We start from the raw sequence: 15,645 nt of genomic DNA on the forward strand, positions 1-15,645 counted from the left end.
ACCGGTGCCGGGGCGGCGGACACGATGTCGGTCACACTGAATACCATGGACCGCCGCAGCCTGAACCCCGAACGCTGGAACGTGCGGGTGCGATCCACCGCGGCCGCGGTCCTCGCCGTCACGGTGTGCCTGCTGCTGGCCGGTGGTGCACTTCTGTTCGTGCTGTACCGCACGCTCGAACACTCCGCCCGAGGCGCCGCCGACTCACGGGCCCACCAGATCATCGAGCAACTCCACACCCAACCACCCCAGGAACTCGACCCATCACTGCTCGCTACCGACGGTCAAATCGGGGCCATCCAAATTCTCGACAACCACGGAAACGTGCTCGCCACCTCGACCGGGATTCCGTCGTCACCGGTCCTCGCCTCCCCGCTGCCACCCGGCGAGTCCGCCTACCTCGGAAACCTCCACTTCGGGCACGACCGCGACTACTGGGTGGCCGCCCACGGCACCATGTCCCCGAACGGGCCCGTCACGGTCGTCACCGGCGCCGACCGCGAACCGGTCGAAGGTGTCCTGGCCACCGTCGCGGCACTCCTCGCGATCGGTGCCCCGATCGTCGTCGGCTTCGCCGCCGCCGCCACCTACCGGCTCATCGGCGCAGCCCTCCGCCCGGTGGAGCGGATCCGCGCCCGTGTGGCGGCGATCTCGACCGATCAACTCGACGAACGGGTCCCCGTGCCCGCGGCTCGGGACGAAATTGCCGATCTCGCGGTCACCATGAACAGCATGCTCGCGCGGCTCGAGGCCGGGCACCTGGCCCAGCGGCGTTTCGTCAGCGACGCCTCGCACGAACTGCGCAGCCCGCTGGCGACCATCACCGCCGCACTCGAACTCGCACAATCCCGCCCCGACTTGATCGACACGGCCCTGGTCGACGAGTCGTTGCTTCCCGAAGCCCGACGAATGCATGCGTTGCTCGAGGACCTTCTCCTGCTCGCGCGTGCCGACGAAGACTCACTGACCCACCTGCGCGTCGACGTCGATATCGACGATCTGATCCTGGCCGAACGCGCCCGCCTCCGGGGCCTTCCCGGCATCGCGGTCGCCGCCGCCGTCGACCCTGTCCGGGTGGCCGGGGATCCGGAGCAGTTGGCCCGATTGGTCCGCAATCTCGTCGACAACGCCGTCCGCCACGCACACACCCGAATCGCCCTCGCGTGCCGCAGGTGCGAGGGAAGCGCCGTGATCGAGGTGGTCGACGACGGGCCGGGCATCGCTCCGGCGGACCGGGCCCGGATCTTCGAACGGTTCGTCCGCCTCGACACTCCCCGAACCCGCGCATCCGGGGTTCCGGACTCAGGCTCGCCATCGCCGCGGAAATCGTCGCCGCACACCACGGCTCGATCGAGGTCCGCGACCATGAAGGCGGGGGTGCACACTTCGTCGTCACCCTTCCGATCGGCGACGACAGCTACTCCTCCGACCGCATCGAATAGCCCACGCCGCGGACCGTGTCGATGCTCGCCGTGCCGAACGGGGCATCGATCTTGCGCCGAAGGTAGCCGACGTAGACCTCCACGATGTTGTCGTCGCCCTCGTAATTGGCATCCCACACTGATTGCAGGATTTCGTGTTTGGTGACCACCGAGCCGGCGTGACGCATCAGGAACTCGAGCACACTGTACTCACGGGGAGTGAGCTGGAGGCGGGTCTCCCCGCGGGTGACCCGCCGCATCGACGGGTCCAACGAGAGTCCGGCAACACTCAGGACCGGCGGCCTCGGCGGGGCGCCGCGCCGCACCAGCGCCCGCAACCGGGCGATCAGCACCACGAACGAGAACGGTTTGATCAGATAGTCGTCGGCACCGAGGTCGAAGGCATCGGCGAGGTCGTACTCACCGTCCTTGGCCGAGAGCATCAGCACCGGCGTCCACACCTGCTGCCGACGCATCTCCCGGACCACGTCGTACCCGTGTTTGCCAGGCAACATGATGTCGAGGACCACCACATCAAAGCCGCCACCTGCCGCCGCCGCCAGCCCGGCGACGCCATCGTGTTCGACCTGCACGGTGCACCCGTCAGCCACCAAACCGCGGCGCACCGTCTCGGCCAGGCGCGTTTCGTCCTCGACCAGCAACACCCGCACCGCCGCCTCCTCCACAACATTCCCGCAACCAATGGACCCCAACGGTACGACCGGGGTACCACCATCACATGGTCCCTCCAGCGCCGGTGTCAGCGCGATCGCCCGGGTCGGCTCAGGTCCGCACCCGGGATACGTCGACCCTCTGGGCGAGGTCGTCCCGGGCTGCGCCGGGTGCCATCCCGACGGTCGCCAAACCCAGTAGCACCCCGGCCAGCGCGAGCACCAGCGGTGCGGTCGCCGGTGTACCACCGCCGAATTCAACTGCCCTGGCCATCTTGTGGCGGATCCGGACGACACCGCCGGCGGCGGCGTCGGTCAGCCAGCGGTGTGCGCCCTCGCCGAGGGCGAGGAAGTCGATCTCGGCCGCGGTCCGCGGGCGGGGTTTGGGCAGGCGCAGCACCGATCCGTCGTCGGGGTGATGCGGGTAGTGCCCGGCGACGATTCTTGGGTTCCCCGGGGTGGACAGTTGGTGGCGGGCGATCTCCGCGACACCGGTTCCGGTGCGGGCGACGATCACCAATTCGTCGCCGGTGACCCGGCACCACACCTTCGCCCCTTGGTGCCCGTCCGGGGTCGAGTACCGCACGTTGCCCCAGCTGACGGTCTGGTCGAAGCCGACGAGGCGCTCCTCGCCGAGGGCGAGCAGATGCGGGTCCTCGGGCAGCACGTGCAGCCGGCCGAGTTCGGTGGCCAACCGCTCGGCCGGGGCCACCCCGACCGCGCGGTGCGGGCGTGCGTTGACCTTCTCGCACCACCGCTCACATGCGTCGACGAGTTCGCCGAAACTCGGGTAGTCCTCGAGCAGGTTCGCCTTGGTCGGCACGAGATCGGCCTTCGCGATCTTGACCGTGTACTCGGCGCCGCCCTTCGATTCCGGGTCGAACGGTTCACAGGTGTGCACGACGCAGCCGTAATGTCTTCCTGCGAGACGATGTCGGGGTGGCGGACGGGGATGCCGGCGATCCGGTCCATCGTGACGGTTCGGGGATTGTCGGTCAGCAGATACGTCGGTGCCCCTCCGATGCGGCGCAGTGTGGTGTCCAGGCAGGCGATCAACGTCGGGAGCTGCTGGTCCCACGCTGGCACCACGACCGTCGAACCTCGACCACGACAACCATGCGCAGAACAGTTGGGTTCGCCGGCCACCGACCCGTGGGCCCTCGCCCCAATCGAACTCCCGGCCACATGCCCGGCTCCGGGATCCTCCCCCACTGCGTGGGAGGTGCCCCCAGGCCGATACTTTCGGCGGTGCCCGGCCCGGTAGGTCGCCTTGAGCTCGGCGACCGCGCGGCGGGTGGTGCGGTCGGTGCCGTCGAAGCCCATCGCGGTGAGCTTGTCGTGCACCACGTCCGCCCGGATCCGGCCCTGTGAGGCCTCCACCAGCTCCTCGATCTTCCCTAGGAAGGGGTCGATCGAGCGTGCGCGGCGCGCTCGGTCGGCCGGGTCGTGGCCGGTGTCGCGGAGCTCGACATACCGGGCCACCGTCTTCTCATCCGCACCCGACCAGCGGCGCCGCCAAATGCGCACACTGGGTCAGGTCGTAGGCTTCCAAGATCTCCATCACTTCCCTGGCACACTTGGGTCTCGGGGTTCCTTCGGTCGGTTGGTTTGCGCGGCAAACCAAGCCAACTCGGGCGAAGGAACCCCGCCCGGTATTTACGCCAGCGTGTCAATCAGCTGTTTCGTGGCCGCCGACCCGGGAATTCTCGTGTCCACTGATCCGGAGAAACCGTGTCCGCCCAACCGGAGCGAACTGACCGCCTACAAGGATTCTGACGTGTCCGTTGGCAACACCGTTGCGCGAAGCCGTCGTCGAACTCGATGTAGTCCATCATCCGTCCGCGCACCAGGTGCGCCACCCTCGTGCCCACGTTGTGCTCGGGCCGCACGACGTTGGGCGGTGCGGGGTGAGATCACCAGGCGGGTGGCGATCTCCTTGTTGTCAGCCCTCGGCGATCTGATGACAGCTAAATGATCGGCATTCTAAAACCACTGCGGTGCGCAGTTTTTGACCGCAACGGGGGCGACCGCCGAGTTGATCGCCGAGATCGACAACCTCGGAAGCGCCGTCGGCAGTGCACACAGAAAGGCGATCGGCCCGAGGGTCGGTTTGCGCGCCACACACATCGAGTCGATCGCCTTCAGCGGTATTTCGAGTGCTCTTCGATGCAATCACGCTCCGCTCGCCCCATCCATGTCGAGCTTATCGCTCCACGGGCGTCTGTCACAGGGAAAATCCGCCGGTGAACATGGAGCCGACTTGCTGCGCAACAGCTGTTGGGGGTGAGGCGTTGGGGCGCTCGCAGTTCATCGAGGTGATCGACCCCGAGAGTCCTGGAAGGAGGGGGTCGATCACGTGTCGTGGGGACCGCCTGGAATGCCAGGTCGACACTTCCAGCGGATACGGGCATTCACCGCTGTTGTGCTCGGCAACCCCACACCTCGATTTTGTCGATCCGCTGCGGGCATTTCACCTGCTGAAGAAGACGATGTTCTCGTGGTCGACGATGGTGTACTGCGGTCGTCGTCGAGGCCGGCTCCGACACCGCGGCGCTCAGCTGACATGCCAGCCGGGGGGCTTGTCGAGTTCGTTCCACTCGGCATCCCATTGCGTCATCCGGTGTCGGGTGGTCGCCGCATGGACGCCGCAGAGGAGGACGGCGGCGCCGCTCGCACCGGCCGCCCAGATGACGACCGCGGTGCTCACCGCGGCAGCGGCGGTTTCGGTGTTGGTTGCCGGTGCGGCGACGGGTTCACCGCTGGAGTTGAGCCACACGTTGACCGTCTCGCCCGCCCTCGCATCCGGTGGGGCCGGGACCTCGCCGGTGTGCGCGATGGTCTGCAGCGACCACCGGGCCCGGGCGTGATCGCTGGTGCGGGGCGTGCCGGTCGGCAGATCCCCCCGCCCTGGCCGGGCATCCTCGACCAGCACCGCCGGCACTTGCTGTGCGGTGGCGCGGTCGGCGCGGGCCTGGGCGTCCAATCGGGTGTGGGTGGCGATCCCGTAGGCCACCGCGACGGGCACCAGGAGCAGCACCACCACCGCGACGATCAGCACCAGGGTGGATTCGACCCGGTCGCACGGGCGCATCAGCGGATTCCGACTCCATGGTCCCAGCCGCCAGATCCGCATGCCTGTCACCTCCCCGGGGCAACGAGAGGAAAACCGATCCCCTCGAGAACAGTGTTGCCGCGGCGCCGGGTCCCGAAACGTGGCCATCGTGGTCGGCGTGAGCGCCGCCGGAGGTGGCGAGGCCACGGTCGTGCCCACGGACGTTGTCGACAGCGTGACCCCACAGGTGTCGGCTGGATGATGCCCCTCAGAGATCCTTGGTCACCGGTCGGCGGCGTGGGCGCCGGGTGCGGTGCCGGTCGGGGGATCGAACAGGGTCAGGGTGGCCACGTGCATCGGGTGCGACGGGGACTCGAAGAGCACGAACATCGCCTCAGTTGGGCTCATCGGCGCCAGTCCACCGAACCCAGTTCGCACACCGCACCTCCCGGCTTCTGTGTGGTTCCCAGCAGAGCACACCCCGCCCGCGGCGATCAGGCTTTCCGCCGGATCGCACGGATTCCCCACGGGTGAGCGGGTCCCCGGGTGGTCGAGGGCCGGCCGAGGACTCGGTCCCACCAGTCGGCGAGCAGGCTCGGGCCGGGCAGGGTCGCGAACGGGGTGTATATCGTCGTCGAGGACGACGCTTACTCCTTCGCTGTCCGGATCGGCCACCGGACGTGGGTACCGGCCGGTCCCATCATTCACGCGGGGGTGACCACCTGCGTCACTGTCGATGCCCTCTCAGCTCTATCCAACCCGCCGCCCTGTCCCCCATTCATCATGTCGACGACGGTTCGGGGGAAATCCCCACCGAGGGGTGGGGGGGGGGCTCATCCCGGCGGCGGGTGCGGGAAGGGCCGGCGTCTCGGCGTCGAGCAGCGCGTCGAGCCACACCACCGCCCCGACCAACGTGGTGGCCTGCACCGCCGGGTCCGGTTCGCGGTCGGCGGCCACGAGTTGTCCCTGCGCGACGTCCCGGTCGCTGGCGAGCGCAGGGCCAGCGCCGACCGTCCCACCCGGCCCAGCCGCTGGGGCAGCTCACCGGCACCGACGGTGCGGCCGGCGGTGGTGCGCACCTCGAGCACGAAATCCCTCCCCGTCCTCCCCGGTCCCGAGCGGGCGACGACCACGTCCGCGAGCGCGGTGACCAACCAGGTCAGGACCCCGCGGTAGAGGGCCGCCGCACCGGTTCGCTTCCGGGCGGTTGCACCAGCGCCGACAGCTCCGCCGACAACACCGTGAGGTGCCAATCGGCCATCACCGGTGAGCAGGTGTCCGGCCAACCCGGCCTCCGGGTATGCCCGGCCACTGACGTTCGAACCCATACTCGCCGTAGACCCACCTGATCGGTGGACACGCCACCGCCGATAGTTGACATAAATCCGTTATCGGCAGACACGTGCGACGGTTAATAATGCTGTGCAGCAACATGTTTGATGTGACATCTGAGCGCAACGGGACGGCTCTGCTAGTTCACGTTTCCGCTCGACGGTCTCGACGTACTCGAGGTGAGCAAGAACTGCGGGATCGCGTTCGTCGAACAGGTGCGCAGTGTGCGGTGATCGAGAGGCGGATAGAAATACGAAGTCCCAGGTCCGGCGGCTGGCACGTCAGGCGGTTGCGGTCTGACGCCGGGCGGCGGCATGAGCGCGCCGCCGATACTCCGCTCGGTCGATCGTCACGCGGGCACGATCGGTCAGGTTCTCGACGTCCTCCCGGTTCGGACGTCGGTGACCATCACACCCGGGGTGAACGGTGCCGGCGATGCGGCAGTAGCTCCTACAGGGCGGCGAGCACCGTTCGCCTCCGGTCAGTCGGTCACCTGTCGGATGTAGAGGAGTGTGTCGCCCGCTTCGATGGCGTCCACCTCGGGTGTTCCGCTGCGCAGCAGCTGTCCGTCGCGCACCACACCGAGGACGATGTCGGGGAGCTGCCGCGGTGAATCGCCGACCTCGCCGGGTTCGACGGGGCGTTCGGCGATCGCGAAACCGGTCTCCGGGGTGAGCAGGTCCTCGATGATGTCCACCACGTTCGGGGTGATGGTGGATGCGCCGAGCAGCCGGCCCGCGGTCTCGGAGGAGACGACCACGGTGTCGGCGCCGGACCGGCGCAGCAGGTGCGCGTTGTCGGCTTCGCGAACCGAGGCGACGATCTTCACGGTGGGTGCGATCTCGCGCGCGGTGAGTGTGACCAGCACCGCGGTGTCGTCGCGGCTGGTGGCCACGATGATCGACGACGCGTGCTGGACACCGGCCAGCCGCAGCACATCCGACTGCGTCGCCGACCCGTGCACCGTCACGAATCCCCGCTCGGTGGCGGTCTCGAGGATCGCCGGATCGGTATCGACGACCACGATGTTCGAGGGGTTGGCGCCGTCTCCGAGCATCGCGTCGACGGCGGCGCGGCCCTTGGTGCCGTAGCCGACGACGACGGTGTGATGGCGGGTGCGGCGCCGCCACCGCTGAATCTTGAAGCTCTGGGCGGGAGTTCTCGGTCAAGGCGCCGAGGGTGGTACCGACCAGGACGATGAGGAAGAAGATCCGCAACGGGGTGACGATCAGGACGTTGACCAGCCGCGCCTGCGCGGTGATCGGGGTGATGTCGCCGTAGCCGGTGGTCGACAACGACACCGTCCCGTAGTAGAGGCAATCGAGCAGCGAGAGCGGGTTCTCTTGCACGTCGCGGTAGCCGTCGCGGTCGAGATACACGATCAGGACCACCGCCGCCAACGCGGCGAGCGCGTAACCGATCCGCCGGGCAATGGCCCGCCCGGGACTGCCGTGGATCTGCGGCACTCGCAGGATCCCGACCAGCGCGAAATCGGGGAGCTCGGTGAGCACGTCGGATCTGGTGAACCGTGCGCGCAATCTCCCGGGCATCGCCTCGATCACCCCGTTCTCGTTGCCGGTCTCCGGGCGGATCCTACGCGCCGACAGCTGCCGGGCAACTCCCCACCGCACTATCGGGCGAGATACGACGCGAGGTCAGGTCAGTTCGCTGAATCGTTCGGTGTCACGCACCTGACCGGAGACGATGATGGTGTCACCGGGTTCGATGACCGTGTCCGCGGTGGCATAGGTGAAATCTTCGCCGGGGCGTTTGATCGCGACGACGGTGACACCGTAGGTGGAGCGGACGGTGGTCTCGCCGAGCCGTTTGCCCACCACGGTCGCGGGCGGGACGGTTTTGACCATGGCGAAGCCGTCGTCGAACTCGATGTAATCCATCATCCGGCCGCGCACCAGGTGCGCCACCCGCTTGCCCATGTCGTGCTCGGGCCGCACGACGTGCTCGACACCGATCTGGCGGAGGATCTTGGCGTGCGCGTTGCTGATCGCCTTGGCCCATATGTTCGGCACCGACAGGTTGATCAACGCCGATGCGGTGAGCAGGCTGGCCTCGAGGTCGGAGCCGATCCCGACGACGGCCCGGTCGTAGTCGGGCACCGACAGCTGGCGCAGCGATTCCTCGTCGGTGGTGTCGGCGACCGCGGCGTGGGTGAGGCGGTGCGAGATCTTCTGCACCACCGCCTCGCTGGAGTCGATGCCGAGCACCTCGGTGCCCTGGGCCATCAGCTCGAGGGCGAGGGATTTGCCGAACCGGCCCAGCCCCAGCACGACCACGACGTCGGAGGACGGTTTCCTAGCCAATGAAGGGCCTTTCTTCGGGGAGTTGGTAGCGGCGGTCCCGCTGTCGGGCGGCGAGCGCGCTGACCAGGGTGATCGAGCCGATGCGGCCCAAGTACATCAGCAGGGCCAGAATCAGCTGGCCCCAGGCGGGCAGCTGGGCGGTGATGCCGGTGGACAGGCCCACCGTCGCGAACGCGGAGGTCACCTCGAACAGCAACACATTCAGATCGAAGGCGGTGCCGGCGAGCAGCACGATCGTCGGAACCATCACCAGGGCGACACCGATCAGCGCCACCGACAGCGCTTGCCGCTGCACCCGCGGGTTGATCCGGCGGTCGAAGATGGTCACCGCGCGATCACCGCGCACCTCGGCGACGATCGCGAACAGCAGCAGCGCGAAGGTGGTGACCTTGATACCGCCGGCGGTGCCGCCGCTGCCGCCGCCGATGAACATCAGCACGTCGGTCACCAGCAGGGTCGCGGGATCCATCTGGGCGTAGTCGACGCTGTTGAATCCGGCGGTGCGCGGCATGATGCCCTGGAACGCGGCGACCAGCAGCTTCGCCCCGACATCGTGCTGGCGCAGGGTGTGGCCCCACTCGAGCGCCAGCACCAGCGCCGGCCCGGCCACCAGCAGGACCGCGGTGACCGCCACGGTCAGCCGGGTGTGCAGGCTCCACCGGCCGGAGGTGGTGCCGCGGACTCGCCGGCCCACCTCGAACAGCACCGGAAACCCGATGCCGCCGAGGATCACCGCGGCCAGCAACGGCACGCAGATCCACGGGTCGTCGGCGAATCCGATGATGTTGTCGCTGTACAACGCGAATCCGGCGTTGTTGAACGCCGAGATCGAATGAAACACCCCCAACCACAGGGCCCGCCCGGGCGGCTCGTCGTAACCGACCGCGAACCGGGCCGCCAGGCAGAGCGCGGTAACGGCCTCGATCAGGACGCTGACCCGCACGACCCCGACGACGACGCTGCGCACATCCCCGAGCCCGGACGCCCGCACCTCCGCCGCGGCGTTGAGCCGGGCCCGCAGCCCGATCCGGTTGGCGAGCATCAGCCCGACCAGCGACGCCATCGTCATGATCCCGAAGCCGCCGACCTGAATCAGGGCCAGGATGGTGCCTTGGCCGAACCCGGACCAGTGGGTGGGGGTGTCGACCACGATCAGCCCGGTCAGGCACATCGCCGACGTCGCGGTGAACAGGGCGTCGACGACGCCGGTGTCGGTGCCCGGTTGGCTCGCCGCCGGCAGGAGCAGCAATCCGGTGCCGACGGCGATCGCGGCCGCGAAACCCAGGGCCACCAACCGGACCGGGGTCAGCGTCACCCTGGCCGTCACCCACCGCAGCGGGGTCGGCGGCGACGCGCCGGTGCGAGAAGTCACGAAGAGGAGAGTAGACCCGGACGACGCCGTGCACGGCCGGAGAGCAGTTGTCGAGGACGATCCGTCGTACCTGCTGCACCGGATCACCAAGGCCGGAATAGGTACCGGCGGTGACGGGCCGCCGGGCGCTATTGGCAATGGTCATCCATTAGTGGATGACCCGCGAGCGGTGCCTCGGCACCGATCGCCAACAACCCCGATCGTGCCGTGAAAGGCGCAATGAGCGCGGCCACGGAACATGCTTTCATCGAGCACCCGGCGACCACCGATGCCGCTGCATCACTCCATCGGGTCCTAGACAGCTGATCGCCACTGGTGCGGTGGGGCCTGCTGATCCCCTCGGGCACTGACCGGTATCGCTCTCGAAGCACTCGGGCGTGATCACTCTGCGCTGGGCTCGACACACCCTTCCGTGGTGTATGCGCCTCTCCCGTCGGCAGTTGTTGCGAGTGGGTATGGCCGGATCGGCTGCGGTGCTGGTGGGCACGTCAGCGGTGAGCAGCGGGCGGTTGCCTGCGCGGCGGTGGCGAGGGGATGACCCGTTCGGGCTCGGTGTGGCCTCGGGGGAGATCCGACAGAGATCATCGGCAATCAGGTGGCGATGGGTGAGACCGACAACGACCCCGGCTCGGACGCGGTGCTCTCCTCCGACTCGTGGGACGGTTACGTCGCCGATCGCAACGCCGTTCTCGGCGGCGCAGCGGATCGCGGCGTACGCAATCTCGTAGTGATCACCGCGATCGTCACCAGAACATCGTCGCGGACCTGCGCCGGGACTATGCCGGCCCGGAATCACCCGTCGTCGCGTCGGAGATCTCGGGCACGTCGATCACCTCGGCTGGCGACGGCGCCGACATGAACGACACCGGGCGCCGCCTGCTGGCCGCCGATCCCGACATGAAATTCTTCAACGCTCAGCGGGGGATACGTGCGCGTCGACCTGGACCAGCGCTTGTGGCGCAACGACTTCCGCGTCGTTTCGTATATCCGGCGTCCGGGCGCGCCTGTTCATAGTCACGCGAGCTTCGTGGTCGAGGATCAGAGACCCAGCTCACCGAGGAGTGACGGCCGGATACTGCCACCCACGACGTGACAAGCCCGATCCACCCGGGCTCGCGCGCCGGGCCCACCGCTCAGCGGTGTGGTGTCAGTGCCCAGCCACATCGCCATCGCCAGGGTGTGTGTCTGTCGGACGAACGTGTCTCGGGAACGTACGTGCACAGGTAACGCCTCAGTTGTCGAGGAATCGCCGAATCTCCGGGACGACGGCGCCGGCGAGATCGTCCGCTGTCCGCAGCGCGTCGAACGACACCTTCCGCGCGAGTGTCGCATTCGGGATGGTCGCGCTCATGCGTTCGGCGAGCTCGGCCGGATGGCGCTCGTCGGCGCCTGGGACAATGAGCACCGGAACGTCGATCGCGCTGAGTTCGTCGAGCGTGCGGAATGAGCGGTCACGGCCAATGGCGGCAGCGGCGGTGACGCTCCCCGGGTCGGCGCGTGGTATCGCAGAGCGCACCAGGTTCCCGATCAGTGGTTGCAGGTGGGGAAGGAACAACTCCCATGCCGCTTCGATGCCCTCCGCTCGCACCCGCTCGGCGAAGCGGTCCATCAACGCGGTTTCGGCTAGTTTCGCCTCGTCGTCCTCGATATCCTCGGCACTGATCACCACGACCGCCCGCACTCGTGAGGGAAAGGCCAGAGCGGCGCGTAAGGCGATGGTGCCGCCCAAGCCGGTCCCGCCGACCACAGCCTCCGGCACACCGAGGTGGTCCAGTAGGGCGATCACGTCGTCGGCGTAGCGAGCCCACGTGTGCAGCGCCGGATCCCGGCACACCGAGCGGCCGTATCCCCTCACATCCGGAACAACAATGGTGAACCGGACCGCGAGACGCTTCGCCATCGGCAGCAAGCTGTGATGATCCGGCCCCCCGCCGTGCAACAGTACGACGACCGGACCCCTCCCGCATGCGGCGGCGAACAAGCGGGTCCCGTCGTCACCGAGATAGTCGATTTCACGCATTGCCGTCCGTTTCTCATCTGAGTCGCAGGAGGATACGAAACTGTCGCTCTGGGCCTCTGGGTGCCGCCCGGCGAGGAGGTGCCGCGCCCGTTGTGCGGTAATCAACTCGGCATAGCGATGGAGACTACCGAGATGAATATTGCAAGGATCGCCAACACCATTGCGATCTGTTGCAGCCGGAAATTGGCAGCCGTCGACTCGATCGATGCTCGCAGTTCCAGCTCTGACCTGAGCAGAGGAATGGTCTCGCCAAACCATTCAGCGCGGTCTTCGAGCGACGTCCTCAGCATCTTGTCGAAGAAGAACTCGTCAACCTGACCGTCACCCCAGTCGTGAATCTGTTTATATTCATCAAGCTCATAGGTCCAGCGGCGATCGTTGGAGACCCACTTGCCGACCTCATTCGAGACAATCGTGGCATCAAAGATCGTGTTGCTCAAAAGTTTGCTCGCGCGCTCCAACGAGTCGATGGTCTCTGTGCGCAATGCGTTCTGGCCGACCTGTTTGATGAAGTTCCACCTGCTTTTCTCTCTTGTTGGATTGCGCGCCAAGTCATCGCGAAGCTGCGCTATCGTTCCTTCGTAGCATTCGATGAGGCACTTGATCGCCCATCGCACCATGAGCCCGCCGAAGCGGTTCTCGATGAAGTGGTCGTCGGTGTAGGGCCCGCCAAAGGTAACTCCGTCCCGTGGGGATTCATCGACGGTGAGCTTGTGGCCGCACACTATCGTCCACGGATCGTCATCAGGTCTGAAGGAAGTAGCGATCTTCCAGTCGGGCGTAGAAGAGCCGGTATAGGCGTCTCCCTCAACATCAATGGACAGCAAGTATCGGTAGTCCTCGAGACGACTGCTGATCTCCTCAACCGATACGTCCGGCAACTGAGGTCGGGTGAAAGGCACCGCAAGCTTTGTCGTGATGACTTCAATCGCAGGCAGCGATGACTTTTTGAAGTCGGCGATCATCGTGCCAGGGAAGACGCGGGCAACCCACTGGCTTGCCGCTTCGCGAACACGCGTGCGTTCTTGCGCAATCGCTGCTTGCTTGCGATGAAACGCAGTGTGGTGACGAAGACCTCTGCCGACGGGTGTCGATGCGCAAATATCTGTTCGTGTTCAGCTCATCGTTCAGGGCATTGGCCGATTCGTAGGAGAGGGTGAACGTAGCTAGGAGGACTACCACGCTCGGGATCGGCGACATCGCTTTGAGCCGAACCCGATCGAAATCCTCTGGCAGGTCGGCAGCGATGTCATCCATCCACTTTCTTTCAGTCCCCTGCCGGTAGAGTGATGCGGCAACTACCCACCCGCCTGTGCTGCTAGTGCGTCTGACCGAATCGGCCCATTCGTAGATGTCGGGTCCGCCAAACGGATTGTCAGGTTCGATGTTGAGTGCCTTGCATCCTTCGACCAGTCGATCTAGATCGCCACCGACGTAGCACTCGGAAACCTGCAGCACACGGCGCTGGACATCTTCTCCGGAAGGCAAGCGCGTTGACTCGTTTTGCCTCTCATCCAGTTCACGATCGAAGTCCCCCTCCGGGGCTGGATATTCGGGCCGATTTTCGTGAACTACCGCCATTGTTCTTGATGTCCAATCTGTGACTGGGTGCAGCACACTGGGCGCGTTGTGCTCGTCACGAGCATTCTTTCCCAATGTGACACGCTCGGCTGCACGCTACCTTGAGTGAATCTATAGAGGGAATGGCACACGCAATTACGTCGCCCGTCGCGCAAACTGCCGCTGTGGCGGGAGGGACGTGTCGTCTGCCTGGTCGAAGCCATGGTTACGGCTGCCCAAGCCACTTGGCATGAAACCGCCGCAGCGGCCGCGAGTGTATAACGCCGTCCCCTAAGGGATAGCGTGTCCGCGTGGATGATTCGTGTCCGTGGTGACGCGCGGTGTGCTGCGCGGTGGCTCACCGAAGCGAGCGACGAGGGCAGAGAGAATCGAAATTTCACGCCCCACATGACCGCCTCGCTGATACGGGTCCGTCGCGGCCTGGTTGTGGTCAGGCGGAGTGCCTCTGGATGTACTCCTCGACGGCCTCACGCATCAGTTCGCTGGGCTTGCGGTGCTGGCGTTCGGCGAGTTCGTCGAGCTTGTTGCTCAGCGGCGCCGGCAGTCGGACCTGCCGCTTGGGTGATTCGCCGCTGGCGCCGGCCAAGGAGGGACGGCCGGCGCCCACCCTTTCGAGCAGTTCGCGCCCTGCTGCGGCGGCCTCGGCACCCCGCTTGGCGGTTGCCGAGTTCTTCGGCAGCGTCATCTCGTGCTCGGCCCACTCGGCGAGCTCGTCGTAATCGGAGTTCTTCTCGTTGCTGTTCATCGGTATGTCACCCCTTCGAGTGTGGTTGGACCGGATGCCTGCGCAACCGGGGATCAGGCAGTCACGGCTGGTCCTTCATGCGGTGGAGATGCTTCTGCCGCGCCTGCATCACATGGAAAACCACCATGCCCCGCGGCGGAACGATCTCCACCATGACTTCGAGCAACGGACCCCCAAGTGTGCGCGGAGGACCGATGAAGAGCCAAGGCTTCGAGTGGCCGGGAACGCGTGGTTCGTCGAACTCTTGCTCGACGTAGACGGCGTTCTCGATCGCGTGCAACGCGTCGTCGCGGTCGATGCCGTGCTTGTCTGCGCTTTTCGCCCATTCGATCGCCACACCAATACTGTACTACAGAAATAAGGATTCTGTAGTACGAAATTAAGGAATCGACACCCTGGATCGAGTGAGGACCGCCTTTTGGAACGCCACTGGGTCATCGGGCGTGAGGTGTTGTTGCGGCAGGTCTCGCACCGTCTGTCGCCCGCCGCGAGCGACGCGAACCGCTGCTGAATTCTCTGCTGTTCATTCTGAGCGGTGTGTAGGTGGTTATGGGTGGGATCGAATGCGACGTCGGAACTCGCGGGTGTAATGGTGCTGTGACCTGGTGTGATGACATGTCCCGGTTTGTGATGTGGGGGTGCCGGCGACTCGGGGAGTGCCAAGCGTCGTGGTGTCGGCGAGTCGCGCGGTGACTGTTTCGTCCGGTTTGAGCCATTTTTGAAAGATGTTTATTTACAACATGTTTGGGTAATCAATTGGTGAATAACGCTTTATGCATGTTATGCACAGATCTCAGATCGTAAGGTTCGAAATTACATGTAAATCAACGTGTTTGGGTGTTTCGAGATTTTTGACTGTTTTGGTTTGTGCGAAGGTAGGGTGGTATGCTGTGGGTATGATATGGAGCGGCGCGGTGAGGCGAGTGGGCGCCGGAGTCGGGCACACCCTCCCGCACCCCAGCCTCGTTGGGTTGGAGGGACCGGATCGAACGGGACGAGAAAAGCCCAGTTGAGAGCCTAATCTCTGAAACTCAGAGGAGCGAAGCGACTCGATCGACAACAACGGGAATGGACCCACTGCGAGCCGCGCAGCTTCTCCTGGCGAGGAGCGAAGCGACTCGCCCGTCCCC

At 65.9% G+C, this 15,645-nt stretch carries 12 protein-coding genes and 4 pseudogenes; 2 read left to right on the plus strand and 14 right to left on the minus strand.

The genetic code is table 11. The features are described from left to right. The first annotated feature begins 24 nt into the window (after positions 1-24). Positions 25-1,442: pseudogene (locus HYG77_RS37925) on the plus strand (HAMP domain-containing sensor histidine kinase). Here HYG77_RS37925 and HYG77_RS37930 read toward each other — a convergent pair. The 9 genes and pseudogenes from HYG77_RS37930 to HYG77_RS37960 form a co-directional block, all read right to left on the minus strand. Beyond that, positions 1,418-2,092: a response regulator transcription factor gene (locus tag HYG77_RS37930; protein WP_159929451.1), complete on the minus strand. Its 675-nt coding sequence runs from the start codon at positions 2,090-2,092 to the stop codon at positions 1,418-1,420. The pseudogene HYG77_RS37925 and the gene HYG77_RS37930 sit on opposite strands and share 25 nt — an antisense overlap. 112 nt (positions 2,093-2,204) lie before the next feature. Beyond that, positions 2,205-2,993, minus strand: coding sequence for a hypothetical protein (locus tag HYG77_RS37935; RefSeq protein WP_159929453.1), 789 nt, complete (start codon positions 2,991-2,993; stop codon positions 2,205-2,207). A gap of 898 nt (positions 2,994-3,891) precedes the next feature. Next, positions 3,892-3,987 (minus strand): annotated as a pseudogene (locus HYG77_RS40440) (TrkA family potassium uptake protein); the annotation flags it as partial. 659 nt (positions 3,988-4,646) lie between these two features. Beyond that, positions 4,647-5,225: a hypothetical protein gene (locus HYG77_RS37940; RefSeq protein ID WP_208964474.1), complete on the minus strand. Its 579-nt coding sequence runs from the start codon at positions 5,223-5,225 to the stop codon at positions 4,647-4,649. Positions 5,226-5,426: 201 nt separating this feature from the next. Further along, positions 5,427-5,552: a wax ester/triacylglycerol synthase domain-containing protein gene (locus HYG77_RS40445; protein WP_280123348.1), complete on the minus strand. Its 126-nt coding sequence runs from the start codon at positions 5,550-5,552 to the stop codon at positions 5,427-5,429. Between the two features lie 425 nt (positions 5,553-5,977). Continuing rightward, on the minus strand, positions 5,978-6,472 hold the full coding sequence (locus HYG77_RS37945; protein ID WP_208964475.1) for a hypothetical protein: 495 nt from the start codon (positions 6,470-6,472) through the stop codon (positions 5,978-5,980). A gap of 485 nt (positions 6,473-6,957) precedes the next feature. Further along, positions 6,958-8,026 (minus strand): annotated as a pseudogene (locus HYG77_RS37950) (potassium channel family protein). Positions 8,027-8,131: 105 nt separating this feature from the next. After that, positions 8,132-8,797: a TrkA family potassium uptake protein gene (locus HYG77_RS37955; RefSeq protein ID WP_244461586.1), complete on the minus strand. Its 666-nt coding sequence runs from the start codon at positions 8,795-8,797 to the stop codon at positions 8,132-8,134. Next, on the minus strand, positions 8,790-10,169 hold the full coding sequence (locus HYG77_RS37960) for a potassium transporter TrkG (RefSeq protein ID WP_208964476.1): 1,380 nt from the start codon (positions 10,167-10,169) through the stop codon (positions 8,790-8,792). The genes HYG77_RS37955 and HYG77_RS37960 overlap by 8 nt, the downstream gene beginning before the upstream one ends. A 577-nt stretch (positions 10,170-10,746) precedes the next feature. On the opposite strand from HYG77_RS37960, the pseudogene HYG77_RS37965 reads away from it, so the two are divergent. Continuing rightward, positions 10,747-11,262 (plus strand): annotated as a pseudogene (locus HYG77_RS37965) (alkaline phosphatase D family protein); the annotation flags it as partial. Between the two features lie 138 nt (positions 11,263-11,400). On the opposite strand, the gene HYG77_RS37970 reads toward HYG77_RS37965, so the two are convergent. From HYG77_RS37970 to HYG77_RS37990, 5 genes are all read right to left on the minus strand, one after another. Further along, positions 11,401-12,189 (minus strand): alpha/beta fold hydrolase, encoded by a 789-nt coding sequence (locus HYG77_RS37970; RefSeq protein WP_208964477.1) that lies wholly within the window; start codon positions 12,187-12,189, stop codon positions 11,401-11,403. Between the two features lie 101 nt (positions 12,190-12,290). Beyond that, positions 12,291-13,154 carry a hypothetical protein gene (locus HYG77_RS37975; protein WP_208964478.1) on the minus strand — a complete coding sequence of 288 codons (864 nt, stop codon included), beginning with the start codon at positions 13,152-13,154 and terminating at the stop codon, positions 12,291-12,293. Then, positions 13,114-13,845, minus strand: coding sequence for a hypothetical protein (locus HYG77_RS37980; RefSeq protein ID WP_208964479.1), 732 nt, complete (start codon positions 13,843-13,845; stop codon positions 13,114-13,116). The genes HYG77_RS37975 and HYG77_RS37980 overlap by 41 nt, the downstream gene beginning before the upstream one ends. 355 nt (positions 13,846-14,200) lie before the next feature. Then, a complete protein-coding gene (locus HYG77_RS37985; RefSeq protein ID WP_128644088.1) occupies positions 14,201-14,515 on the minus strand; it encodes a ribbon-helix-helix domain-containing protein in 315 nt (104 codons plus the stop codon). Positions 14,516-14,576: 61 nt separating this feature from the next. Further along, complete coding sequence (locus HYG77_RS37990) at positions 14,577-14,852, minus strand: hypothetical protein (protein ID WP_208964480.1); 276 nt, start codon at positions 14,850-14,852, stop codon at positions 14,577-14,579. Positions 14,853-15,645 lie beyond the last annotated feature (793 nt).

It is taken from the genome of Rhodococcus sp. ZPP, from assembly GCF_017656075.1.
Classification (GTDB): Bacteria; Actinomycetota; Actinomycetes; order Mycobacteriales; family Mycobacteriaceae; genus Rhodococcus_F; species Rhodococcus_F oxybenzonivorans.

Bases quoted from the DNA above. Each gene is read 5' to 3' on its own strand.
- HYG77_RS37940 (WP_208964474.1), bottom strand. From the start codon at position 5,225: ATGCGGATCTGGCGGCTGGGACCATGGAGTCGGAATCCGCTGATGCGC.
- HYG77_RS37970 (WP_208964477.1), bottom strand. From the start codon at position 12,189: ATGCGTGAAATCGACTATCTCGGTGACGACGGGACCCGCTTGTTCGCC.
- HYG77_RS37945 (WP_208964475.1), bottom strand. From the start codon at position 6,472: ATGGGTTCGAACGTCAGTGGCCGGGCATACCCGGAGGCCGGGTTGGCC.
- HYG77_RS40445 (WP_280123348.1), bottom strand. From the start codon at position 5,552: ATGAGCCCAACTGAGGCGATGTTCGTGCTCTTCGAGTCCCCGTCGCAC.
- HYG77_RS37975 (WP_208964478.1), bottom strand. From the start codon at position 13,154: ATGATCGCCGACTTCAAAAAGTCATCGCTGCCTGCGATTGAAGTCATC.
- HYG77_RS37985 (WP_128644088.1), bottom strand. From the start codon at position 14,515: ATGAACAGCAACGAGAAGAACTCCGATTACGACGAGCTCGCCGAGTGG.